The sequence below is a fragment of the Campylobacter sp. DY7 genome, assembly GCF_057802535.1.
Genome location: NZ_JBYJAU010000003.1, coordinates 1 through 22,779 on the forward strand (window position 1 = coordinate 1; position 22,779 = coordinate 22,779).

The window sequence follows — 22,779 nt, forward strand, 5'->3', positions numbered from 1 at the left end:
AAAATAAGCCCTTTTTATAAAGGGCTTACCTACTAAAACAATAAAATCAAATTCCTATTTCAAATTCTTTGGTTTTTCAATGTAATTTCTAAATAAATTCAAATGGAATTTGAATTCGGAATTTCAAGTGTTTTTATTTAGTTTTTATAATCTAAATTTAAATATTTTTTAAATTATCTTAGAAGAAAGCAGAAGGTCTTAAATTGCCAATTCAAACCTTACCCCAGCTTTTTTCCTAAAAACCCCATACCAATAACGCAACTGAAAACAAAATTTGTCTAAAATCCATAACCCTTTTTTGCTTACGCTTATAAAAAGCTCAAATGATTTCTTAACAGCAATTTTCCTTTATTTTATATAATTTTACTCTGCAAAATTACACTGAAATTCCTATTTCAAATTCTTTGTTTTTTATCAAATAAATTTGTAAAAAATAATTATTTAAAAGCTTTGTAAAGATTAAAATAAAGATAAATTTCCTATTTCAAATTCTAAGAATTTGAAATAGGAATTAAGATTTATAAACCTTTTTGGATTTCGTCTGAGAATAAATATCCTAAATGGCTTGTGTTATTTAAAGTTATAATTTTTGTAAAATCCTTTGAAAGTTCTAAGACATTTATACAAGTATTATCTTGAGTTATATTCCAAAACGAACTAAGCTCTAAGCCTAAAACATAAGAGATTAAGACCTTATTAACAGCATCATGAGCAAATACTGCAATAGTTTTTCCATCATATTTTGCTAAATACTCGTCTATTGCAAGTTTTACTCTAGCTAAAATATCATCTAAGCTCTCTCCATTAGGCATTTTTACTAAATGCGGAGCACTCTTCCAAAGTCTTAATAAATCCTCATCAATTTCGCTTGATAATTTGCCTTCCCAAGTGCCGTGATTAATTTCTAGTAATCTTTCATCTTTTATCACTTCTAAATCATGATATTTTGCACTTTTACAAGCTGTCTCATAAGCTCTTTTTAGTGGGCTTGCAATAAAATAATCAATCTTTAAAGGCTTTAAAGCAAGAGCAAGTTTGCTAGCTTGCTCTTCTCCTAAAGGGCTTAAATCAGTATCAATTTGCCCTTGGTATCTGCCTTCTTTATTCCAGTTTGTTTGTCCGTGTCTAAGTAATATTAGCTTAATCATCGCAAATCTCACTGCAATCAATTATCTTAACCCCATGAACTCCTGCTAATTCACAAAGCTTTTTATAATCATTCTTTAAAGGCTTTTTATTAACACTAATTGCCATGATATTTTCACCACTCGTATGGGTTTTACTAACTTGCATGCTAAGAATATTTATACCAGCAGCACCTAAAATAGTTCCGATTTGTCCTATCATACCAGGCACGTTATCGTGTGGAACTAAAAGCAGCACCCCAGTAGGCTCAAATTTAATATCATAATCATCAATTCCACTAACATAAGCACTCTTATCGCTCATTAAAGCACCTTTTATTTCATGCTCTCCTAATTCGCTTACAATTTTTACTTTTATTTGATTATTTACTTCATCGCTTTTTTGCTCTATTAGGCTAATTCCCCTACTTTGAGCTAAAACAGGTGCATTAACCATATTTACTTTTTCTTGCAAAATAGAATTAAGTAGTCCCGTAAGCATTACTTGACTTAAAGCCCTAGTATCTAGCTCTTTAAACATATTTGAATATTCAATATAAACTTGTTTTATAGCTGAATTACTAACTTCACAAGCGATAAATCCTAAAGCTTTTACTAGATTAAAATAAGGCTTAATTTTATTTAGCATTTCAGGGCTAACTGGCACAGCGTTTAATGCACTTGCAACTAATTCACCATTTAAAGCATCTTTAATAGCAATTGCTACATCAACGGCTACGCCTTCTTGAGCTTCAATTGTAGATGCTCCTAAATGTGGAGTTAGAACAACATTTTTTAGCGTTGTAATTTCGTGGTTTCCTAGTGGCTCATTAGGAAATACATCAAGTGCAGCTCCAGCAACTCTGCCATCCTTTAAAGCCTTTGTTAAATCATCAATATTAATACATTCACCCCTTGCAGCATTAATAATTCTTACGCCTTTTTTCATTTTTGCTATGCTTTTTTCATTTATCATTTCTTTTGTTTCATCGGTTAATGGCAAGTGTAAGGTAATAAAATCAGCATTAGCAAAAACCTCATCTAATTCGCATTTTTTAACTTGAATTTGCTCTGCTCTTTCATGGCTTAAATATGGATCATATCCAATAACTTTCATTCCAAAAGCTTGAGCTCTAGCGGCAACTCCTGCTCCAATTCTTCCTAATCCTAAAACGCCTAAGGTTTTATCCTTTAGTTCAATTCCTACGAAGCTTTTTCTATCCCATAAGCCATTTTTAATACTTGCATGAGCGTTTGGAATCATCCTTGCAAGACTTAGCATTAATGCCATTGTATGCTCTGTCGCTGCATTTGTATTGCCATTTGGTGCATTTACTACTATTACGCCTTTTTTAGTAGCTGCTTTAATGTCAATATTATCAACCCCAACACCAGCTCTTCCGATTACTTTTAATCTATTTGCGTGTTCAAGCACTTTTTCTGTAATTTTAGTAGCACTTCTAAGAATTATCGCATCAGTATCAACAACTGCTTTTAATAATTCTTCTTCACTAATTTTAGGGATTGCAATTACTTTGCAATCTTTTTCTAAAATCTTTGTAGCTAATTCGCTAACCCCATCTAAAACCAAAATCTTATTCATATACTCTCCTTTAAAATAAAATTTCTATTCTAGCAATAATTTTAAAGCTTTGATTAATTAAATAAGATTATTTATGTATTTTTTAAATTCCTATTTCAAATTCTTCAAACTAAACTTTAAAATCCACTATATTTCCACCAAGTTTAATAATCTCATCATTTATTAAATCTATTGTTTTGTTAAGCGTATCTTCTAAAGCTTTGCTTGAGCCTATTAGCTTTCTTGCTTCATTAAAGCTATTAATTACTCCGATTCTTCCTTGATATAATTTATCTAAATCATTATCTGAATTAGATATTACGTATTCAGCTATTTTCTTGCTTGTAGCCTCAACATCAAAATTAGGCTTAGCTGGATTAATAACCTCATCTTTATTTATTATTTCATAATATTTATTCATATTAAGATTTAGATTTGAAATAATTGCTTGATTTTGAACGCTTGATTTTTCTTCATTAAAACCTAAGCTTGAAAACACATAAGCATTCATCAAATCATCGCTATTTATATGAGAAATATTATTTCCAACTACATCTATTCCTGCTTTTTTAAAGCTATTGCTTATAAAGTCTTTTGCATCGTTAATCGTGTTAATGTTATTTATTTTCATTGTATTCTCCTTGCAATAAAAAAATCGGAAAATACTCATTAACCTTTATAATTCTATATTAAAACTTTTTGGCTCATCAAGATAATAAATCTTTGCATTATGTGCGGTGCAAATCTGTTTGCAAAGCGCTAAACCTAAGCCATTGCCTTTAAGTTTTGTAGTATTAAATGCTTCAAATAAATTAGCTTGATTTGTGATTTTTTCACCACTATCAAAAACGCTAATTTTATAAATATCATCGTATTTTTTGCCTATGATTTTTATACTTCCGCTTTCTTCACAAGCATCAACAGCGTTATAAATAAGATTGCTTAAAACTAAAGTTAATAATGATTTATCAGCATTTATAACAAAAGGCTCAAAATTACACTCGCTAAGGATTATTTCATCATTTTTATTGTAATTATTAAAGACATTTAAGCATTCCTCATTTAATTCTTCTAAATTAAACTCATATTTATTTAGCTTAAAGCCACGAGTAAAGAGCAAGGTACTTTCAATTATTCGCTCAACTCTTTTAATCGCATCTTGCATTTGCAAAACTATATGCTTATTTTTAAGCTCAACCTTGCTAAATAATACACCTGCTAGAAGTGAAACTGAGCCTATGGGATTTCTAATTTCATGAGCAAGATTTGCTGCAACTTGCCCCATAGAAACAAGCCTTTCATCTCGCTTTTCTTTAGTGATATTTGTAGCCATTATTAGGAGTTTATCGGCGTAATTGATTGATTTTATTTGATAAAAATTATTTAAAAATTCTAATTCATAATGCTCTTTGCTAAGGTCAATTTGCTTAAATAATTCATCATTTGCAAGCTTATTTTTTACTATTAGATTTTTATTTTCATCTAAGACCCAAATAGCACTTGGTAAGACTTCTATAATCTCATTTATCATAAGCATTAAACTATCATAAGAAGTTTTAAGTGCTTTATATTCGTTTTCTACTACATAAGTTTGCTCAATTAATGCCTTTAGCCCATCAGCAAAGCTCTGCTTATCCGATAAATCTAAACTATCTAAAATATTTTTATTCATAAAAGTCCTTTAATTTTTTAATTATCTTAGCAGTTTTTATAAAAACAAAAGGAATTTGAAATAGGAATTTGGTATTATATTTTCATATAATTTAAATAAAATTTATAAAATATTTAAAAATTATTTAAAAAATGAGAAAAATGGCAACAATTATGGAAAAAGATGTTTTATTAGAATATGCAAGTTTTGGGTATTTGATTAAAAATAGAGATACAAAAGAAGCTCAAGATGATTTAAATAAAATGCGCGAAATAAAGGAATGGCTATATTCTACTGATAAAGAAGATATAGATTTTGAAAATACTAAGAACAAATAAAAAAATAAGGCAAAAATATGAAAAACAATAAAGGAGAAATAATCAAAAATTATCAAGAGTCAAATTCGCTAAAAGAAAGCTTAGAAATTTTAAAAAGATATAAAAATGATGTGAGCAAAGAAGACTATGAAGATATAAAAGGCATTATAGGTAACCACGCAATAGAAAATTCATACGCTGATGAATTAGATATTATCGCATTAGTTAAACAATCTGTTTATTGTTTAAGTGCTGATGAAATTATAGCTGAATATAAAGAAAAAGGTTATGTTGATTATGAAAGAAAATAAAATATAAATTATATTTATTTTTTTTGATTTTAGCCATTAAGGCTAAAATCTAATTACTCGCCTAGCAAATCTTTCATAAGTCTTGCAGCAAAGCCTGTTGCTTTATGATTGCGGTATTCTTTTATGATTTCGCCGTTTTCATCAAGCACAAAACAAGAGCGAATAAGTCCTTCGTATTCTTTGCCATAATTTTTCTTAATTCCCCAAGCACCAAAAAGCTTAGCTACTTCTTTATTCTCATCGCTTAATAAAATCTGATTTAGATTATAATCATTCTTAAATTTCGCTAATTTTTCGCACTTATCAGGGCTAATTCCAATTAACACATAGCCACTATCAAGCAATTTATCATAATTCTCGCTTAACTCACAATTTTGCTTAGTGCAACCTGGAGTAAAAGCCTTTGGATAGAAAAATACTATCACCTTTTTACCACGAAAATCACTTAAATTAATCGCAACTTCATCTTGATTTAATAACGAAAATTCCATTATTTCTCCTTAAAAACTTCTTTAATTATTTTTGCTAAGCATTCTAATTGACTAGGTAAAACGCTTCTTAAATCAATTATCACGCTATCTTTATCATAATTAGCCACCACGCCTTTATCTAAAAGCTCTTTTATTTTGCTTTTATTAGCCTTAATTTTTAAAGCATAGCCATTTAATAATTTATCAGGCATTGAGCCACCCCCTACAAGGCTTTTGCTCTCTATTATTTCGCCAAAACCAATTAGCTCTTGCAAGGTTTTTGCCTTAGCTAAAACATCTTGCTTTTTATCATTTATTAATGCTAAGCTAGGTAGTCTTTTATAATCTTTTTCTAAATAGTTTTGCACTGCACGAGTTAGCATTAAAAGGCTAGTTTTATTTAATCTAAACATTCTTAGGAGCTGATTTTTGCGAAGTCTTTCAATTAAATATTTTTTACCTAAAATTATCCCTGCTTGAGTGCTAGCAAATAATTTATCTCCACTAAAAGAGATTAAACTAATACCATTTGCTATTAGGCTTTTTAGACTCGGCTCATCTTTTAAGCTATCATTTATACAATCTGTATAACCACTTCCTAAGTCATAATAAAATATTTTTTCATTTTTAATGGCTAAATTATTTAAGGTAATTGCATCAACTTCTTCGCTAAAACCACCTATATAGAAGTTTGACTTATGAGTTTTAAGTATCATTGCAGCGTTTTCTAATTCGTTTTCATAATCTCTTAAATTAGTTTTATTTGTTGTACCAACTTCAATAAGCCTTGCACCGCTTTCACGCATTACTTCACTTACTCTAAATCCACCGCCGATTTCTACTAATTCGGCTCTACTTGTAATTATTCCTTCATTTTTACCTAAGGTATTTAATACTAAAAATACAGCAGCAGCGTTATTATTAACCACCAAAGCATCTTCGCAACCAAATAAGATTTTTAAAAGATTTATTAGATATTCATCTCTTTTTCCACGAGAATTAGTTCCTAAATCAAATTCCAAATTAATATTATTAGTATGAAAATCCTTAAGCCACATAAAATCTTCTTCACTAATTAAAGCACGACCTAAATTAGTATGTAGCACTACTCCTGTTGCATTTATTAAAACTTTTGGAGCTTTTAATAAAGCTTGATTAATTCTTTTGTCAAGTTCGTTGAGTATCATTTCATAAGTTTGTTCTTTATTAGCAATTCTTAGTTCTGCTATTAGCTCTTTTGCTAAAGCACTTACTAGATAACTTGGTTTATCATTAAAGGCATTAATTAATTTAGATATTTGGGGTAACATAGATATTCCTTAAATATTTTTTAAAATACTAGCAAGGAAAGGTAAAGATGAAAGAGTTTGCATATTTAAAAAAAGCTGATTTTATAAATGACTTAGGCTCACAAATAAAGCTTGTAAAAACTCCAACAAGTGAGAAATTTCTAGTAGCAAACGATAAGGCAATAAATGCTTTAATATATGCACCAGAGATTGATTTTTATATAAATAATACAAAAGATTTTAATTTAGAAAAATTAAATAAATTATATGAAGCAAGAGCTATTAATTATGATTATTCAAATGAGATTAATTTATATGCAAAGATAGATAAAAGAATTTGCATTTTATTTGATGATGAAGAGCTTAAAAATAAGCTTACTGATAATGGATTTAAGGCAATTTGCGTTAAGGAATTTGAATTCGTATATGGCGGCATTGGCTCACTTGTAATAGTTACTAAAGCTGGTGAAATAGATTGTGATTTGGCTATTTCAAACGATGATTTAGAAAATCACGCAGTAATTAAAAATGATGAATTTTTATTTGAAAAATTAAACTCATTAACAGGAAATATAAGCTTTGTTAGAAAAATTGAGTTTAACTCAAGCTTATGCCAACTTGATGGGCGTAGGAGCGAGCATTGTGGCTGGTGCGTAGATGCGTGCCCTAGTGTTGCACTTGCAAGTGATGATAATAAAATAATCTTAAGTGAAATAGATTGTATAAATTGTGCTAAATGTGTTAGCGTATGTCCAACAAATGCGCTTGAGTTTTGTGAGTTTAATAAAGACTGCATAAAAGAAATTAGCAAAATCTATAAAAACGAACAAATAATAATCACTGATGATTATCAAAATAATATTGATTTAAAACACTTTTTACCTTTTAATATTCCTTTAAATTTGCTTGATGAATTAATATTAATGCATTTAATAAATACAACCTGTAAAAGCATTGTAATTATTGGAAAAATTAGCGAATTTCTAGCAGAAAAAATCAAACTTGTAAATGATATTATCTTTGCAATTACTGGTAAAATTGCTATTTATACAAATATTAGCCTTGATGAAGTTTCTAGTGAATTAGTAAGCGAATTTCACTCAAGTGAAAGTAATTTTAGATTAAATAAAAGAGAGCTTTTTGGCTTAAAAATTTCATCAATGTTGCAAGGTGCAAATAAAGGCGAAATAAATGCAAAAAATTATGCAAAAATTAGCATAAATGAGAGCAAATGCACCTTATGTGCTTCGTGTGCAGGTGCGTGTAATACTAACGCGATTTTAGCTGATAGTAAGACTAATTCTATTATTTTTAATGCTTCACTATGTACAAGCTGTGGGTATTGTGTAAGCTCATGCGCTGAAAAAGATACTATCTTTATGCAAAATGATATTTTAGAGCTAAATCCAGCTAGTTTTACTCATCAAACTTTAGCTCGTGATGAATTGTTTGCCTGTATTGAATGTGGAAAAGAATTCGCAACTAAAAAATCAATTGATAAAATCGTAGGTATTTTAGGAGCTACCTTTAGTGCTGATATAACGAAAAAATATTCATTATATTGCTGTGCTGATTGTAAGGCTAAAATAATGATGTTAAAACAAGCTCAAGTTTTTGAAGATAGCGATAATTTCTTCGCTCCATTAAAAGAAAAATTAAATAATTTTTTAAAGGTGTAATATGAACGCAGAATTAAATATAACTAGGTCTTATTTTTATGAATTTTGTGCTAGAGCATTAAGCTTTATGAATGAAAGTGATTTTAATATTTTAAGAGAACAAGCTAAGTTTTTTTATGATAATTTAGATGATTTACAAGATGATTTTAAAGCTATTTTAGATAGCGATTATGCTACTTATAAAGATGAGCAAAATGCTGTTTTTTATGATTTTTCTTATGTAAATGTGCCAACTGATGCGAGTTTTTATGATGAAGGTCGTGATAATGGCAAAATGAGAATAATTACAACAGGTATTTTAAAAAGAGCTAACTTAGTAAAAAATGAAAACATGAGCGATAATGAAGATAGCATGAACTTTTTATTTTTCTTAGGTAGTGTTTTATGCAAAAGTAATGATGAATTATGTAATGAATTATTTTCGAGAGTTATAAATGAAGTTGTAGATGAATTTTGCGAGAAATTAGCACAGCATAAAGGATCAAAACTTTATATAAACATATCTAATATAATTTCATATTTAGTGCAAATTGAAAGAGCTTTTTATGGCATAAATGCACCTATTAAAAAGCAATCAGTTGCCGATATTGCTTTACAAAGAATTCCTTACGAGCCAAGACTTCCAACTGAGTTTTCTAAAATAAACATGAGTGAATTAACAAGCTTTAAAGAAAATATTGAATAACCTGTTTCAAATCAAGAATTTGAAACAGGAATTAAAGATTTTAATCAATCTTTAAAATACTTAAGAATGCTTCTTGTGGCAAGCTAACTTTACCGATAGCTTTCATACGCTTTTTACCTTCTTTTTGCTTTTCAAGAAGCTTTCTTTTTCTAGTAATATCACCGCCGTAACACTTAGCAGTAACATTTTTACCCATTGATTTTACATTCTCACGAGCTATTATTTTATTTCCGATACTTGCTTGAATTGCTACTTCAAATAATTGTCTTGGAACTATTTCTTTCATAGCGGCTACTAAATCTCTTCCTTTGCTTAAAGCCTTTTGATTTGGCACTATGATACTAAGCGCATCAACGGCTTCACCGGCTACTCTTATATCAAGCTTTACTAAATCCCCTACTCTATAATCGCAAAATTCATAATCAAAACTCGCATAGCCTTTAGTTAAAGATTTTAGCCTATCGTAAAAATCCATAATAATTTCATTCATAGGTATGTCGTATTCAAGTAAAACTCTACTTTCTGTTATATAATCCATTTTTGTTTGAATTCCGCGACGATTATTTAAAAGTGTTATTAAATTACCTAAGAATTCACTAGGAGTTATTATTGTTGCTTTTACATAAGGCTCTTTAATGTGATCAATCTTATTTACCGGCGGTAAATCGCTTGGATTTTGAATATTTAATATAGTTCCATCTGTTAAATTTACTTCATAAGTAACGCTTGGAGCTGTTGCTATTAAGTCTAAATTAAACTCACGCTCTAAACGCTCTTTTATAACTTCCATATGTAAAAGTCCTAAAAACCCTACCCTAAAGCCAAATCCTAAAGCTAAAGAAGTCTCAGGCTCATAAGAAATTGAACTATCATTTAATTTTAACTTATCTAAAGCATCTCTTAAATCTTCAAATTTATCAGTATCAATAGGATAAATTCCTGCAAAAACAAAAGCCTTTGCCTTAGCAAAACCAGCAATTGGCTCGTCTGCCTTATCCTTTGCTAAAGTTATCGTATCTCCTACGCTTATTGCTGCAATATCTTTAAGACCTAAAACAACAATTCCTACTTCACCTGCTTTAATGCTATCTGTTTGCATAGGATTTAGCGGATGTGGATAGCGTAAATCTAATACACTATGTTTTACTCCTTCGTGCATTAAATATATTTCATCGTTTTTCTTAATCTCTCCATCTCTTACTCTAACTAAAGCTAAAGCTCCTAAATAACTATCAAACCAACTATCATAAATTAAAGCTTTTAATTTATTAGCCTTACTAATAGGTGCTGGAATTCTTTCGCAAATTGCTTGTAATAATTCATTAATTCCTATTCCTGATTTTGCACTAACTTCTATTGCATTAGAGCAATCAATTCCTATGATATGCTCAATTTCATCTTTTACCCTTTGCGGGTTTGCTGCAGGAAGGTCAATTTTATTAATTACAGGAATTATTTCTAAATCATGTTCAAGTGCCATATAAACATTAGCAATTGTTTGAGCTTGTACACCTTGAGAAGCATCAACTACAAGCAAAGCACCTTCGCAACTAGCAAGACTACGGCTAACCTCATAAGAAAAATCCACGTGACCTGGAGTGTCAATTAGATTTAAAATATAATTTTCATTGTTATAAACATAATTTAATCTCACTGATTGAGCTTTTATTGTTATTCCACGCTCTTTTTCTATATCCATAGTATCCATTACTTGCTTACTCATTTTGCGTTGTTCTATCGCATTACAAGTTGTAATCAAGCAATCTGCTAAAGTGCTTTTACCATGGTCAATATGAGCTATTATTGAAAAGTTTCTTATATTACGCATTTTTAAATCTCTTTACCTTAATTAAATATCAAGTGAAAAAATAATTAGTCTTGGTTAATGATTAACAATAATTTCAAATGGTAAAATTAGCTTCGCAAATCAAATTAAGGAGAAAATATGTCAGTAGCAGTAGTTTTCGGAAGTGCTATGGGAAATACAGAAGGTGCAGCAGAAAAAATCGCTGAAGCTTTAGGAGCAGAATTATTAAACATTGCTGATGTTGATGCTGATAAACTAAATAGTTTTGATAAATTAGTATGCGGAACTTCGACTTGGGGAAGCGGTGATTTACAAGATGATTGGGAAAGCTTTGATTTTAGTGGATTAAACTTAGCTGGTAAAACTGTAGCTGTATTTGGTATGGGCGATAGCTCAAGCTACTCAGATACATTCTGCGGTGGTATGGGTAAATTAGCTGCAGCTTTAAAAGAAGCTGGTGCAAATCTAGTTGGTTCAGTTTCAACTGATGGTTATGACTTTGAAGATTCAGAAGCAGTAGTTGATGGCAAATTTGTAGGTCTTGCATTAGATAATGACAATCAAGAAGATTTAACTGATGAAAGAATTGCAAATTGGGTAGCACAAATTAAGGCTAATTTCTAATTATAAAATAGCAAGTTTATCTTGCTATTTTAAGGTTTTTGATGAAAAAAGTTTTAATTTTTCTTTTAGTTTTTATTTCAAACAATCTATTAGCTGATTTAATAAAAGTAGCAATCAAAAATCCTCCTACAAACATAAACCCTATATACAATCCAAACAATGATGTCGTGAAATTATTATATTCTGGACTATTTTATAAAAACAATAATCAAGAATTAGTCCCTGTATTAATAACTTCTTATAAAGTTAGTAATGATAAATTAAAATATGAATTTAAACTTCAAAAAGGCTTATATTTTATAAAAAATAATGTAAATTATGGAGAATTCAGTGCTGAAGATGTAAAAACAACCTATGATACCATCAAAAATAAATTATACAATTCTTCTTACGAACAATTTTATAATAATATTTTAGATATTAATATCATAGATAAATACACAATAGAATTTATTTTAAAAAGTCCAGATAGTGATTTTTTAAATAATCTTACTTTAGGCATAATGTCTAAAAATGCCTTGATTAAATATGGTTTAAGTTGGTTTAATACCGATGCAATAGGTCTTGGTACTTATCACTTAAAACAATATAGTAACGAACAAATAGTATTGATAAAAAATCAAAATGCTATATTAAAACCAAATAATGATGGAGTAGTTCTTAAAATATATCAAAATGATGTGCAAATTAAAAACGCTTTAAATAATAACATAGTTGATGTAGGTCTTATTAATTATAAAAACCTTAAAAATATTGATGAAGATATAGAATATAAAGTACTAAATTCTACACACTCAATAGCATTAAATCTAAATAATAAAATTATTTATAATAGAAAATTACGCTATGCAATATCTCTAGCAATATGCTCAAAACAAATTTCAAATCAGTTTCCAAATCTTATAATTAGCAAATATGCAAATAATTGCAATAAAGAAGAAGCAAGAAAACTTTTAAACGAATTAGGATATTTCAAAGAAAGAAAAAGCATTGATTTAAATATTAATAAAGAAAACAATGTTAATTATTTTAAAAAGCTTGATATTCCTTTAAAATTAGAAATTTTTGTAGATAACAAAGAATATTTTAACATAGCAGAAAATATTGCAACTCAGCTAAAAGATTTTGGTATTTTAACCACTATTTTACCAAGTAGTAATGATGAATACGAAGCAAGCAAAATAATAGACATAGAATATAATCACAATATAAACTTTATTAAAATATTAAATTCTAACAAAAAAGATAAAACTCACGCAAAAACTACTATAAATGAATTTCAAGAGAACTATTATAAAGAATTTCAAGAGCAAATTAAGTTTAATCAACCTTATATATTTTTAGTTGATTATAACTATTATTTAGCCTACTCAAAAAATGTTTTTGGTATTGATGATATGCTTGTAGGATTTAATGGAAGTGGGTTATTATCTCAAGTTATAAATTGGTATAAATATGAATAATCTTATTTTAGCAATAAAAGACTTTTTTACATTTAGATTTTTAGCATTTTCTTTTGTGCCTTTAATAGTAAGCTCATTAATATTTATCATAATATTTAAGTTTTTTATAAATTACATAACTAACATAGATTTTAACGAAGAGGCTTTTAGTTTTTTTCTTGGAATATATATTCTACACGCTTTGCAAATATTAATATTTATATTAGGAAATGTATTTGGTGCTTATTTATCAGTTAATTTATCCATAATTTTTGCCCTAATAATTATTTCATTTTTAACACCATTAATAGTAAAAGCAATTAATTTAAAGCATTACAATTACAACAAACTAGATGAAGTTAGCTTTAGCTATACTTGTTGGATGATATTTAAATTATTTATGAAATTTGGCTTTTTATTATTTTGTGTTTTAATTTCTTATCTTATCCCAATAATTAACATATTTTCTAGCATATTTTTATTCTTTTTAATGTTTTATTTATTTTTTAATTTATTAATGATTGATGTTGCTAGCTGTGTATTAAATAAAAATGATTTTTTAAAATTTAACCCATTAAAATTTCATTATATTATATGGGTTTTCTTGTTTTATTTGATTTGTAATATACCTTGGATAGGATTTTTCTTACCTGTATTTATTGTGATTTTTTTAACCCATTTAATATATCAAAAAGAATTGCTTGTAAAAAGCATGTTAATTGATTATAAATAAGCCTTATATTCTATTTTTTAGTAAAATATATCATATTTTTTTAAGGAGAATAAATGATTTTAAATGAAGATATGATTTGTAATGTATGTGCCTTAAGAGCGAGTGAAGATGAAAACGCTGTTTTTATTAGAGCACATAAAAATCTAAAACCTATTGATATTTGCACAAGTTGTATTCCTAGTGTAATTCACGGCTCAGGAATAGTTGTAAAAAGCGATGATGAACTAATCAAAGATCTAGATTAATCTTAATTCCTAATTCAAATTCTTGAATTAGGAAATGTTTTTTCTTACAAATTCTATAAAATAATATGATTTTTATAATGAATGGTGGAGTTGTGGAGATTTGAACTCCAGTCCAAAACTAGCTCAAAACCAGCGTCTACATGCTTAGTAGGCTGCTTAGGTTCATTTTTACTAAGTGCAGCTTACAACTTTAGTAAAAACTAAGGCTTTTACTTCATTTAAAGCTTAGCCAAGGCTTTAAACTAGCTTGAATGATGACCCGCTAAATGCTATTACAAGCTTTAAGCATTGCAGGGCTCAACTGAACTTACGCAGCGTAAGCGTAAGCAGGAGCTAATTCTTTTTTGTTTGCGTTTAATTTTAATTTAGCGTTTAACGTAGCAACACGGCATGCAGCTAATCCCTTACTAATCCTGTCGAAACCTAATCAACCCCATTAGTAAAAGCGAAGATTATAACAAAATTATATTATTTTTCAAGGTCTTATATCGCTTAAAGAACCTAAGGCTTCTGTTATTATGTCTAGTTTTTTTCTTAAATCTATTTCTTCTTCGCTTAAAACAATATGATTAATATCTAAATTAACCACATTTTCTTCTTCTATTTCTTTAGCTATTACAAATTTATCAAGCTCAATTTCACCCAAATTACGAGCTATATTAAAATCTTGAGCTTTATTAAAGTCTTCGGCTTTAATTTCTAACGAAGTTTTTTTTTATCTAATTCTGCATTTATTATTTTTGAATTCTTAGTCTTAAAATAAGCATTACATTTAGCTAAAACATCTTTAATATTTGCTCTTAAAATGCCTTTTTCTTTCTCATTGCATGGTGGCATTACATGTAATTCTAGATTATTATTTTCTATTTTAATCTTTACTAAAGATTCGAAAAGTATATTTTGAAGTTCAGGGTCATAGTCTTCTAAAACCTCATCTGGTATTTCATAAACATTCTCTTCTTCTTCAAAAGCAAAATCTGAATCCAAATAATCATCACTTTGATATTCAGGATATTTGATTTCTTCTTCATACTCTTGTTTTACTTTCTGTAAAGGCTCGACCTTTATTTCATTAGCTTTTGGCAAATCACTTATTAAAACTAATTTTGCATCATTAAATATGCTTGCAAATATATTTTTTACAACCGAGCCATAATATTGTTTGAAATATTGCTTATCTTCTTCATTATTTGGATTAATTTTTATGCAAAATTCATTACCATCAAAACTAACAAAAGATGCGTAATTTTTAAAAATTTCTCCTAATCTATAATCTCTTTTAGCAATCATTGTGATGAAATTTAAATAATCTTGCTCATTTTTATTAACAATAGGCTCATTAATTTCTTTGTCAATACTCTTAAGCCCAACTGCTTCTTTTAATAAAAACGCAAGAATATATAAAATAAACTCATCATCATCGCTTATCTTTGTCATATTCTTAGCTTTTGCAATTATGTGAAAAAATCTATCATATAAAACTAAAGAAAAATTAGGATTATTATTTGCAAAACAATCCTTTAAATACGAGCTAATCTCATCAATAACAATACTAGCTTCATAAGATTTAGCTAATTCTAAAAACTTAAATATCCCACTATCATTAGCATTTAAAATATCTACAAAAAACTGCTTAATAAGACTAGGTTCAATCAAGCCTAACATTAATGCAATACTATCTTTACTTAGTCTTTTTTGAGTATAAATAATACCTTGTTCTAGTAAAGTTAGACTATCTCTCATAGAGCCACCGCCACTTCTTGCAATCAGCATTAAAGCTTCTTTTTCATAAGGTATTTGTTCGTTTGCTAAAATAAATTCCATTCTACTTACAATATCTTGAATAGGAATTTTTTTAAATCTAAAGTGTAAAACCCTACTTAAAATAGTAGGTGGTAATTTATGAACATCTGTTGTTGCTAAAATAAACTTAACATGTGCAGGTGGTTCTTCAAGTGTTTTTAAGAGTGCATTAAAAGCTTCACGAGTTAGCATATGCACCTCATCAATTATAAAAATCTTAAATCTTGAATGGAGCGGTGCGTATTTTGTATTTTCTATTAAATCCTGAATACTATCAATCCCACGATTACTAGCAGCGTCTAATTCATAAATATCAATCCCATCATTACTTAAACAGCTAGCACACTTACCACAAGGAGTTGAACTAATTCCACGCTCACAGTTTAGTGCTTTTGCTAAAATCCTAGCTGAGCTTGTCTTTCCACTGCCCCTAAGTCCAGAAAAAAGATAAGCATTTGCTATTATTTTATTGTCAAGTGCATATTTTAAACTCTTACTAACAGCACTTTGACCTATCAAATCATCGTAATTTTTTGGGCGATATTTAAGCGATAGACTTTGCATATTATTCGTTTAATCCTGATAATAATTCTTCATTATTTTGAGTTTTTAGCATTTTTGCATATAAGAACTTAAGTGCTTCAACATCTTCCATAGAATTCATTGCTGATCTAATTGCCCAAATCTTAGGTAAATTAATTGGACCTTGTAATAATTCTTCTTTTCTTGTTCCACTCTTAGTTATATTAATTGCTGGATAAATTCTTCTATCTGAAATATTTCTATCAAGAACAATTTCACTATTTCCTGTCCCTTTAAACTCTTCAAAAATTACATCATCCATTCTTGAACCTGTATCAATTAAAGCTGTTGCAACTATCGTTAAGCTTCCACCATGCTCTATATTTCTAGCGGCTCCAAAAAATCTCTTTGGTTTATGTAGAGCATTCGCATCAACACCACCACTTAAAACCTTGCCACTACTTGGAGTTGCAGTATTATATGCCCTTGCAAGTCTTGTGATACTATCAAGTAAAATAATTACATCTTTTCCCATTTCTACTAAACGCTTAGCTTTTTCAATTACAAGCTCTGCTACACGCACATGATTTAGTGCTGGTTGATCAAATGTAGAACTAAAAACTTCGCCTTTAACACATCTTTGCATATCGGTAACTTCTTCAGGACGCTCATCAATCAAAAGAACTATTAATTGACTTTCTGGATGATTTTTTGCAATTGCAGTTGCAAGCTCTTTCATAAGCTCAGTTTTACCTGTTCTAGGAGGTGCAACTATTAGCCCACGCTGTCCTTTTCCAATAGGAGTGAATAAATCAAGCACCCTACCAGTTAGCTTTAATGGGTCATACTCAAGTTGTAGTTTTTCAGTAGGAAATATAGGAGTAAGGTTATCAAATAAAGCTCTTTTTTTAGCTTCAGCTAAAGGAAGATAATTAATAGCTTCAATCTTAAGTAAAGCATAATACTTTTCTTGCTCTCTTGGTTCTCTTACTTGACCTGTAACAATATCTCCAACCCTTAAAGCAAACTTTTTAATCTGAGAATTACTTACATAAGCATCGTTTGCACTATCACTTAAATTTGCATCCATTGCTCTTAAGAAGCCATAACCTTCTTGATTAATTTCTAAAATACCTGTAAAAAGAATAAAGCCACCTTTTTTAGTCTGAGCTTTTAATATCTCAAACATAAGCTCTTGTCTTCTAAACTCCATAGGGTTTTCTACACCAGCTTCGTTTGCGATTTCTATTAATTTTTCAAGAGTTAGTAGTTTTAATTCTTCTATTTTATATCCATCTACTGGAATATGCTTTTTTTGATTTTTTTTATCTTGCTTTTGTTCTGTTTGTATATCTTTATCCATTGATTTCCTTATTTGTAAAAAACGAAGTATTAAAAATTATTTTATAAATTAAAAATAAAATTGTCAATAAAATTAAAGGAAATTATCTTGAAGTGTTTTCATTGTAGGTTAGATTTTGATGAAAAAAGTATGATTTTTCAAGGCGAAAAGGTGTTTTGTTGTAATGGCTGTAAAAATGTTTATAATCTAATAAATGAAAACAATTTAGAAGAATTTTATAAAAATGCCACTAATTTATCTAAAGTAGATGAGAAAATTTCTTATGATGAACACTCGTTTTTTATACAAAAAGAAGAAAATTATGAAAAAATTTTAATTTTAATTGATAATTTGCATTGCATTGCTTGTGTTTGGCTCATTGAAAAAATGCTTTTAAAAAACGAAGGTGTTTTAGAAATTGATATAAACTATCACACCAAAAGAGCTAGTATAGAATATAATCCCCTAATTACTAATGCAAAAGATATTTTAAATACCATAATATCTCTTGGCTACACTCCCCTAGCCTTTAATCCAAACACTACGACAAAAGCTAAAAAAACCCATATTGAGTTTTATTCAAGGCTAATAGTAGCAATTGCTTGTGTTATGAATATTATGTGGCTTAGCATAGCAAGATATGCTGGGTATTTTTCTAGTATGGAGCAAAGCATTCAAGATATTATTAATTTTGCGGAGTTTGTATTATGCACTCCTGTTCTTTTTTATAGTGCTTCATCAATGTTTAAAAGCGCTTATTTAGCCCTTAAAAACAAAATCTTAAATATGGATTGCTTAGTAACTGCAGGTGCTAGTCTTGTTTATATTTATAGCATTATTGCGATGTTTAAAAGGCTTCCTTATGTTTATTTTGATAGCGTTGCTATGATTATTTGCTTTGTTTTTATAGGAAGATTTTTAGAACAACTCGCAAGAAAACAAGCTTTAGAAAATATTGATTTTTTAAGCGATTTATTAAACGCTAGTGTAAATGTGATTAAAGGTGAAAATATAGAAAAAATCAGCGTTACAAATATTAAAAAAGATGATGTTTTAAGAGTGTTTTTAGGAGATAAAATCTTAATTGATGGATATGCTTTAAATGATGCTAAATTAAACCTTAGCGCAATTACAGGCGAAAGCGAATTAGTAAATATTAAAAAAGGTGATTTTATCAAAAGTGCAAGTGTAGTTGAATGTGCTAGTTTTGATTATATTGCAAGCTGCACTTTTAATGATAGTTATATTAATAAATTAGCAAATTTATTAAATAAAACAAAAAAATCAAACCTTGAAAGACTAACAGATAAAATCGGAGTTTATTTTTGTTATGCGATTTTTAGCATTGCATTTTTGTGCTTTTTATACAATATTTCTAATATAAATGAAGCTATTATTAGAAGTGTAAGTTTATTAATAATCGCATGTCCATGTGCTTTAGCACTTAGTGCTCCTGTTGGAAATATTTTATGTATTCACGAAGCTTTAAAGCTTAAAGTATTATTTAAAAACGCAAGTTTTATTGAAAACCTTAGCAAAATCAATATGGCTGTATTTGATAAAACAGGGGTATTATCAAAATCAAAACTTGAATTATTAAGCAGTATTAATCTAAATGATAATGATAAAAGCATATTAAAAGCGATTTTAAATAAAAATAATCACATAATCGCAAGCTCACTAAACGAGTATTTAAAAGATATAAAACCAAGCGAAAAGGATTTTAATCTAATTCAGCTAAATGGCTTAGGAGTTTTGGCGGAATTTGAAAACGGAATTAGATATATTTTTGGCTCTGCAAAACTACTAAAACAATACAATATAAATGCGATTTCAAAGAATGAAACCGAAGTGTTTTTCGCTAAAAATGATGAAATTTTAGAGCATTTTGTATTTTCTAATGTAATTAGCGATGATGCACTAAACCTAATTAATTATTTAAAATCATCTAATATAAAAGTAGTAATGCTCTCAGGAGATAAGCAAAAACCTTGCGAAAAAATAGCAAACGAGCTAGGAATTAGCGAATATTATTATGAATGTTTGCCTGAAGATAAGTTAAAAACGATTGAAAATTTTAGCAAAAATAACAAAGTTTTAATGGTAGGCGATGGCATAAATGACGCATTAGCATTAAAACTTGCACTAGTTGGAATTAGCTTTAAAAACGCTAGTAATTTAGCTCTAAATTCAAGCGATATAATTATGCTTGATAATAAATTAATAGGGATTAAAAACTCTCACTTATTAGCTACAAAAACATATAAATTAATTAAGACAAATCTAGCTTTAAGCTTTTTGTACAATATCATAAGCATTCCATTAGCTTTCAATGGACTTATAAACCCACTAATCGCAAGTATATTTATGTCGCTTAGTTCAATCTGCGTGATAATCAACTCTACAAGAATTAAAAGCTACGCCAAAAAAATCAAGAATTTGAAATAGGAATTTCAAATTCTTTTAAATTAAAAGCTCTTTTTATTTAAAATACCCATCAAGTAGTTCGCAGATGCTATGGATTGTAAAAATATGGATTTCTTGAATTCTTGGAGTATCTAAGCTTGAAGCTTTTAGGGCAAAGTATGGACTTGCTTCAAGCTTTTGGCTTGCCATTAAAATACATTCGCAATCCATTTGCTTAGCTATTTCAAGCGCATTTATTACATTTTTACTAGTCCCACTTGTGCTTATTCCAAACACCACATCGCCAGGCTTTGCAATAGCTTCAACTTGTCTTGAAAACACATACTCATATCCATAATCATTACCTATTGCAGTAAGCGCTGAAGTATCTGTGCTAAGTGCAATCGCGCTAAGCCCCATTCTCTCGGTTTTATACCTACCGCTTAGCTCAGCTGCGAAGTGTTGAGCATCTGCTGCACTTCCACCGTTGCCAAAAATTAATAATTTTTTACCATTTTCTAAAGCTGTTTTAATTATCTCATAAGCTTTTATGATATCGTTTAAATATTTTTCATCAACTTTATTAAAAGCATTTTTATGCTCGTTTAATTCATACATTAATTTATTAATCATTACTATTCCTTATTTTTTCTATTATATTTGTGCTTGAAAATCCTGTTTTAAATTCTAGCAATTTTACTTCTTTTGCAAACTCGCTACCCACTACAATCTTACCTTCATAATCAGCGCCTTTTACTAAAATATCAGGTTTTAAAGCCTTAATTAGTTCAATCGGAGTATCATCGCTAAACTCGCACACAAAATCAACAAATTCTAAAGCATTAAGCATTGCTTTTCTTGTCTTTATATCGTTTATTGGTCGCTCTTTACCTTTTAGCCTTTTTACACTCTCATCACTATTTAGCCCAACTACTAGCAAATCTCCTAGCTCTTTTGCACTTCTTAAATAGCTTAAATGTCCGTAATGCAAAATATCAAAGCAACCATTTGTAAATACTACTTTTTTTCCTTTGCTAAGCTCAATTATTTCTTCTATATTTTTGCATTTATGAAACTCATTGTTAAAATTAATTATTTCATTTAGCCCTACGCTAACAGCTCCGATTTTACCTACAACTATTGCTGCAGCTTTGTTTGCTAAATCAATGCTTTTACTTATATGAAAATCATTTGCTAAGAAAAATGATAATGAAGAAATCACACTATCACCTGCACCTGTAACATCAAAAACTTCTTTTGCAAGTGCAAAATGGCGGTTTAATTTATCATTATAAATCGCTGCTATTCCATTGCAACCTAGGGTTACTAAAGGAATTTTAAGCTTTAATTCGCTTTGTAATTTTTCTAAAGCTTTTGTTAATTCTTCATCGCTTTTTTCATCAAATTTGCCTAAAAACTCACAAGCTTCTTTATGATTTGGCGTGATAATATCAACACCACTAAACTTATAAAAATCATTCTTCGGGTCTGCTAGAGTTAAGATATTTTTGCTTTTTGCATATTCAATTAGTTTTTGTGATAGATATGGCGTAATAACTCCTTTTGCATAGTCGCTAAAAACTATTACATCATAGTGCTTATTTAAAACTAAATTTATTAATTTATTTGCTAAATCTTGACTAATTTCTTCTGTTGTTTCTACATCAATTCTTACTATTTGTTGATTTGAGCCAAAAATACGAGTTTTAGTAGTTGTTTTTCTGTTTGTATCTTCTAAGATTAAGCAGGTTATGCCTTTGTTGTTTAGCTCATCTTTTATATATTTTGAGCTTTCATCATTGCCTAAAACACTCAAAACACTAACACTAGCACCAAGTTTTGCTAAATTTGCAGCCACATTTGCCATTCCACCTAGCACCTTTTTTTCTTCCTTTGGAACGATGACAGGCACAGGAGCTTCTGGGCTAATTCTCGTGCAATTTGCAAAAATATAAATATCTTGTATCAAATCCCCTACAACAAGGGCTTTTATATTTTTCATAAAAAATCCTTTTTAATATCTAATAAATCGCTAATTTTTTTAGCGTTTTCGTAATTTTCATTATCGCTAAATAAATAACGATTTTTAATATTTGCATTAAAAGCTGCTTGCATATCGCTTGGCTTATCTCCTATGAAAATAGAGTTTGCTAAATCTATATTAAACTCCTTGCAAGCTTTTATAATCATTCCTGCTTTTGGTTTTCTGCATTCGCAATTATCATTTGGTGTATGCAAACAAGCGTAAATTTTAGCAATATTAATTTGATGATTAGAAAATTCTTTAATTATTGCATTATTAAAAATATTCATTTGCTCTTCGCTAAAATATCCACGCCCTACTCCACTTTGATTTGTGATAATAAATATTAAATATCCTTTATCATAAAAAAACTTAACAATTTCAAAAATATTTGGCATAAATTCTAATTTTTCTAGCTCATAAACATAAGAAAAATCACGATTAATCACGCCATCTCTATCTAAAAATAAAGCTTTTTTAGGATTTTTTAATTCTTTTTTGCGATTTTCTAAAATTATTGCATCTTGCAAAGCTTCTTCGCTGTCGTTTAATTCTAAAAAGCCTTTATTCTCGCTAAATTGCCTATTTTTAAATCCCCAAATAAAAGCAGCGATTACAATAAAAACTAAAAAAATTGAAACGCCTATCATTAACATTAAAATATTTTCCATTACTAATCCTTTAAAATCTTAGTTTAAAGGATAAAAATAAACAAAAGAATTTG

General features: G+C 28.8%; 21 protein-coding genes, 1 other RNA gene and 1 pseudogene. 9 read left to right on the top strand and 14 right to left on the bottom strand.

The genetic code is table 11. The annotated features are described in order from the left end of the window. Window positions 1–518: 518 nt before the first annotated feature. The 4 genes from AC1B00_RS02535 to AC1B00_RS02550 all read right to left on the bottom strand — a co-directional run bounded on the left by AC1B00_RS02535 (window position 519) and on the right by AC1B00_RS02550 (window position 4,378). A complete protein-coding gene (locus AC1B00_RS02535) occupies window positions 519–1,148 on the bottom strand; it encodes a histidine phosphatase family protein (protein WP_488847952.1) in 630 nt (209 codons plus the stop codon). Continuing rightward, a complete protein-coding gene (serA, locus tag AC1B00_RS02540) occupies window positions 1,141–2,727 on the bottom strand; it encodes a phosphoglycerate dehydrogenase (protein WP_488847953.1) in 1,587 nt (528 codons plus the stop codon). The genes AC1B00_RS02535 and serA overlap by 8 nt, the downstream gene beginning before the upstream one ends. Window positions 2,728–2,836: 109 nt before the next feature. After that, window positions 2,837–3,337 (bottom strand): hypothetical protein, encoded by a 501-nt coding sequence (locus tag AC1B00_RS02545; protein ID WP_488847954.1) that lies wholly within the window; start codon window positions 3,335–3,337, stop codon window positions 2,837–2,839. Window positions 3,338–3,382: 45 nt separating this feature from the next. Next, a complete protein-coding gene (locus AC1B00_RS02550) occupies window positions 3,383–4,378 on the bottom strand; it encodes a sensor histidine kinase (protein WP_488847955.1) in 996 nt (331 codons plus the stop codon). A gap of 140 nt (window positions 4,379–4,518) precedes the next feature. Here AC1B00_RS02550 and AC1B00_RS02555 point away from each other — a divergent pair, with 140 nt between their 5' ends. Continuing rightward, window positions 4,519–4,695 (top strand): hypothetical protein, encoded by a 177-nt coding sequence (locus AC1B00_RS02555; RefSeq protein WP_488847956.1) that lies wholly within the window; start codon window positions 4,519–4,521, stop codon window positions 4,693–4,695. A gap of 17 nt (window positions 4,696–4,712) precedes the next feature. Next, window positions 4,713–4,985 carry a hypothetical protein gene (locus AC1B00_RS02560; protein ID WP_488847958.1) on the top strand — a complete coding sequence of 91 codons (273 nt, stop codon included), beginning with the start codon at window positions 4,713–4,715 and terminating at the stop codon, window positions 4,983–4,985. Between the two features lie 53 nt (window positions 4,986–5,038). Here the strand turns inward: AC1B00_RS02560 and bcp are convergent, their stop codons facing one another. Together bcp and selA are read right to left on the bottom strand one after the other, a co-directional pair. Then, a complete protein-coding gene (bcp, locus tag AC1B00_RS02565; RefSeq protein ID WP_488847959.1) occupies window positions 5,039–5,476 on the bottom strand; it encodes a thioredoxin-dependent thiol peroxidase in 438 nt (145 codons plus the stop codon). Beyond that, window positions 5,476–6,765 (bottom strand): L-seryl-tRNA(Sec) selenium transferase, encoded by a 1,290-nt coding sequence (gene selA / locus AC1B00_RS02570; protein WP_488847960.1) that lies wholly within the window; start codon window positions 6,763–6,765, stop codon window positions 5,476–5,478. Before selA ends, bcp begins: the two co-directional genes overlap by 1 nt. A gap of 47 nt (window positions 6,766–6,812) precedes the next feature. On the opposite strand from selA, the gene AC1B00_RS02575 reads away from it, so the two are divergent. Then, a complete protein-coding gene (locus AC1B00_RS02575) occupies window positions 6,813–8,423 on the top strand; it encodes a 4Fe-4S binding protein (protein ID WP_488847962.1) in 1,611 nt (536 codons plus the stop codon). 1 nt (window position 8,424) lies between these two features. Beyond that, window positions 8,425–9,108 carry a hypothetical protein gene (locus AC1B00_RS02580; protein WP_239818339.1) on the top strand — a complete coding sequence of 228 codons (684 nt, stop codon included), beginning with the start codon at window positions 8,425–8,427 and terminating at the stop codon, window positions 9,106–9,108. A gap of 40 nt (window positions 9,109–9,148) precedes the next feature. Here AC1B00_RS02580 and lepA read toward each other — a convergent pair whose 3' ends face one another. Beyond that, on the bottom strand, window positions 9,149–10,936 hold the full coding sequence (gene lepA / locus AC1B00_RS02585) for a translation elongation factor 4 (protein ID WP_488847964.1): 1,788 nt from the start codon (window positions 10,934–10,936) through the stop codon (window positions 9,149–9,151). A 117-nt stretch (window positions 10,937–11,053) separates the two neighbouring features. On the opposite strand from lepA, the gene fldA reads away from it, so the two are divergent. From fldA to AC1B00_RS02605, 4 genes are read left to right on the top strand one after another with little or no spacing between them, the layout of a single operon-like run. Further along, window positions 11,054–11,539, top strand: coding sequence for a flavodoxin FldA (gene fldA, locus AC1B00_RS02590; RefSeq protein ID WP_239818333.1), 486 nt, complete (start codon window positions 11,054–11,056; stop codon window positions 11,537–11,539). 41 nt (window positions 11,540–11,580) lie between these two features. Next, window positions 11,581–13,002 (top strand): ABC transporter substrate-binding protein, encoded by a 1,422-nt coding sequence (locus AC1B00_RS02595; protein WP_488847965.1) that lies wholly within the window; start codon window positions 11,581–11,583, stop codon window positions 13,000–13,002. Then, a complete protein-coding gene (locus AC1B00_RS02600) occupies window positions 12,995–13,714 on the top strand; it encodes an EI24 domain-containing protein (protein ID WP_488847966.1) in 720 nt (239 codons plus the stop codon). Before AC1B00_RS02595 ends, AC1B00_RS02600 begins: the two co-directional genes overlap by 8 nt. Before the next feature lie 53 nt (window positions 13,715–13,767). Next, window positions 13,768–13,959, top strand: coding sequence for a hypothetical protein (locus tag AC1B00_RS02605; RefSeq protein WP_239818330.1), 192 nt, complete (start codon window positions 13,768–13,770; stop codon window positions 13,957–13,959). 82 nt (window positions 13,960–14,041) lie between these two features. Here the strand turns inward: AC1B00_RS02605 and ssrA are convergent. The 4 genes and pseudogenes from ssrA to rho form a co-directional block, all read right to left on the bottom strand. Then, window positions 14,042–14,394, bottom strand: a transfer-messenger RNA (tmRNA) gene (gene ssrA, locus AC1B00_RS02610). A gap of 40 nt (window positions 14,395–14,434) precedes the next feature. Next, entirely contained in the window at window positions 14,435–14,605 is a 171-nt protein-coding gene (locus tag AC1B00_RS02615) for a hypothetical protein (protein ID WP_336611559.1), read from the bottom strand. 842 nt (window positions 14,606–15,447) lie between these two features. After that, window positions 15,448–16,326 (bottom strand): annotated as a pseudogene (gene dnaX / locus AC1B00_RS02620) (DNA polymerase III subunit gamma/tau); the annotation flags it as partial. Window position 16,327: 1 nt separating this feature from the next. Beyond that, entirely contained in the window at window positions 16,328–17,647 is a 1,320-nt protein-coding gene (gene rho / locus AC1B00_RS02625; RefSeq protein WP_214118675.1) for a transcription termination factor Rho, read from the bottom strand. 87 nt (window positions 17,648–17,734) lie between these two features. Here rho and AC1B00_RS02630 point away from each other — a divergent pair, with 87 nt between their 5' ends. Further along, on the top strand, window positions 17,735–20,074 hold the full coding sequence (locus tag AC1B00_RS02630) for a heavy metal translocating P-type ATPase (protein ID WP_488847967.1): 2,340 nt from the start codon (window positions 17,735–17,737) through the stop codon (window positions 20,072–20,074). Window positions 20,075–20,107: 33 nt separating this feature from the next. Here the strand turns inward: AC1B00_RS02630 and AC1B00_RS02635 are convergent, their stop codons facing one another. Genes AC1B00_RS02635 through ccoS form a run of 3 tightly spaced genes read right to left on the bottom strand, consistent with a single transcriptional unit; the run spans window position 20,108 to window position 22,726 of the window. Beyond that, window positions 20,108–20,665 carry an SIS domain-containing protein gene (locus AC1B00_RS02635; RefSeq protein WP_488847968.1) on the bottom strand — a complete coding sequence of 186 codons (558 nt, stop codon included), beginning with the start codon at window positions 20,663–20,665 and terminating at the stop codon, window positions 20,108–20,110. Further along, window positions 20,658–22,034, bottom strand: coding sequence for a D-glycero-beta-D-manno-heptose 1-phosphate adenylyltransferase (gene rfaE2 / locus AC1B00_RS02640; RefSeq protein WP_488847969.1), 1,377 nt, complete (start codon window positions 22,032–22,034; stop codon window positions 20,658–20,660). Before rfaE2 ends, AC1B00_RS02635 begins: the two co-directional genes overlap by 8 nt. Beyond that, the gene (ccoS, locus tag AC1B00_RS02645; protein ID WP_336611554.1) at window positions 22,031–22,726 is read right to left on the bottom strand and encodes a cbb3-type cytochrome oxidase assembly protein CcoS; all 696 of its coding nucleotides are present in this window, start codon (window positions 22,724–22,726) and stop codon (window positions 22,031–22,033) included. Before ccoS ends, rfaE2 begins: the two co-directional genes overlap by 4 nt. Between the last annotated feature and the right edge of the window lie 53 nt (window positions 22,727–22,779).

Coding starts and splice junctions, on each gene's coding strand:
- AC1B00_RS02535 (WP_488847952.1), bottom strand. CDS start 1,148: ATGATTAAGCTAATATTACTTAGACACGGACAAACAAACTGGAATAAA.
- serA (WP_488847953.1), bottom strand. CDS start 2,727: ATGAATAAGATTTTGGTTTTAGATGGGGTTAGCGAATTAGCTACAAAG.
- AC1B00_RS02545 (WP_488847954.1), bottom strand. CDS start 3,337: ATGAAAATAAATAACATTAACACGATTAACGATGCAAAAGACTTTATA.
- AC1B00_RS02550 (WP_488847955.1), bottom strand. CDS start 4,378: ATGAATAAAAATATTTTAGATAGTTTAGATTTATCGGATAAGCAGAGC.
- AC1B00_RS02555 (WP_488847956.1), top strand. CDS start 4,519: ATGGCAACAATTATGGAAAAAGATGTTTTATTAGAATATGCAAGTTTT.
- AC1B00_RS02560 (WP_488847958.1), top strand. CDS start 4,713: ATGAAAAACAATAAAGGAGAAATAATCAAAAATTATCAAGAGTCAAAT.
- bcp (WP_488847959.1), bottom strand. CDS start 5,476: ATGGAATTTTCGTTATTAAATCAAGATGAAGTTGCGATTAATTTAAGT.
- selA (WP_488847960.1), bottom strand. CDS start 6,765: ATGTTACCCCAAATATCTAAATTAATTAATGCCTTTAATGATAAACCA.
- AC1B00_RS02575 (WP_488847962.1), top strand. CDS start 6,813: ATGAAAGAGTTTGCATATTTAAAAAAAGCTGATTTTATAAATGACTTA.
- AC1B00_RS02580 (WP_239818339.1), top strand. CDS start 8,425: ATGAACGCAGAATTAAATATAACTAGGTCTTATTTTTATGAATTTTGT.
- lepA (WP_488847964.1), bottom strand. CDS start 10,936: ATGCGTAATATAAGAAACTTTTCAATAATAGCTCATATTGACCATGGT.
- fldA (WP_239818333.1), top strand. CDS start 11,054: ATGTCAGTAGCAGTAGTTTTCGGAAGTGCTATGGGAAATACAGAAGGT.
- AC1B00_RS02595 (WP_488847965.1), top strand. CDS start 11,581: ATGAAAAAAGTTTTAATTTTTCTTTTAGTTTTTATTTCAAACAATCTA.
- AC1B00_RS02600 (WP_488847966.1), top strand. CDS start 12,995: ATGAATAATCTTATTTTAGCAATAAAAGACTTTTTTACATTTAGATTT.
- AC1B00_RS02605 (WP_239818330.1), top strand. CDS start 13,768: ATGATTTTAAATGAAGATATGATTTGTAATGTATGTGCCTTAAGAGCG.
- rho (WP_214118675.1), bottom strand. CDS start 17,647: ATGGATAAAGATATACAAACAGAACAAAAGCAAGATAAAAAAAATCAA.
- AC1B00_RS02635 (WP_488847968.1), bottom strand. CDS start 20,665: ATGATTAATAAATTAATGTATGAATTAAACGAGCATAAAAATGCTTTT.
- rfaE2 (WP_488847969.1), bottom strand. CDS start 22,034: ATGAAAAATATAAAAGCCCTTGTTGTAGGGGATTTGATACAAGATATT.
- ccoS (WP_336611554.1), bottom strand. CDS start 22,726: ATGGAAAATATTTTAATGTTAATGATAGGCGTTTCAATTTTTTTAGTT.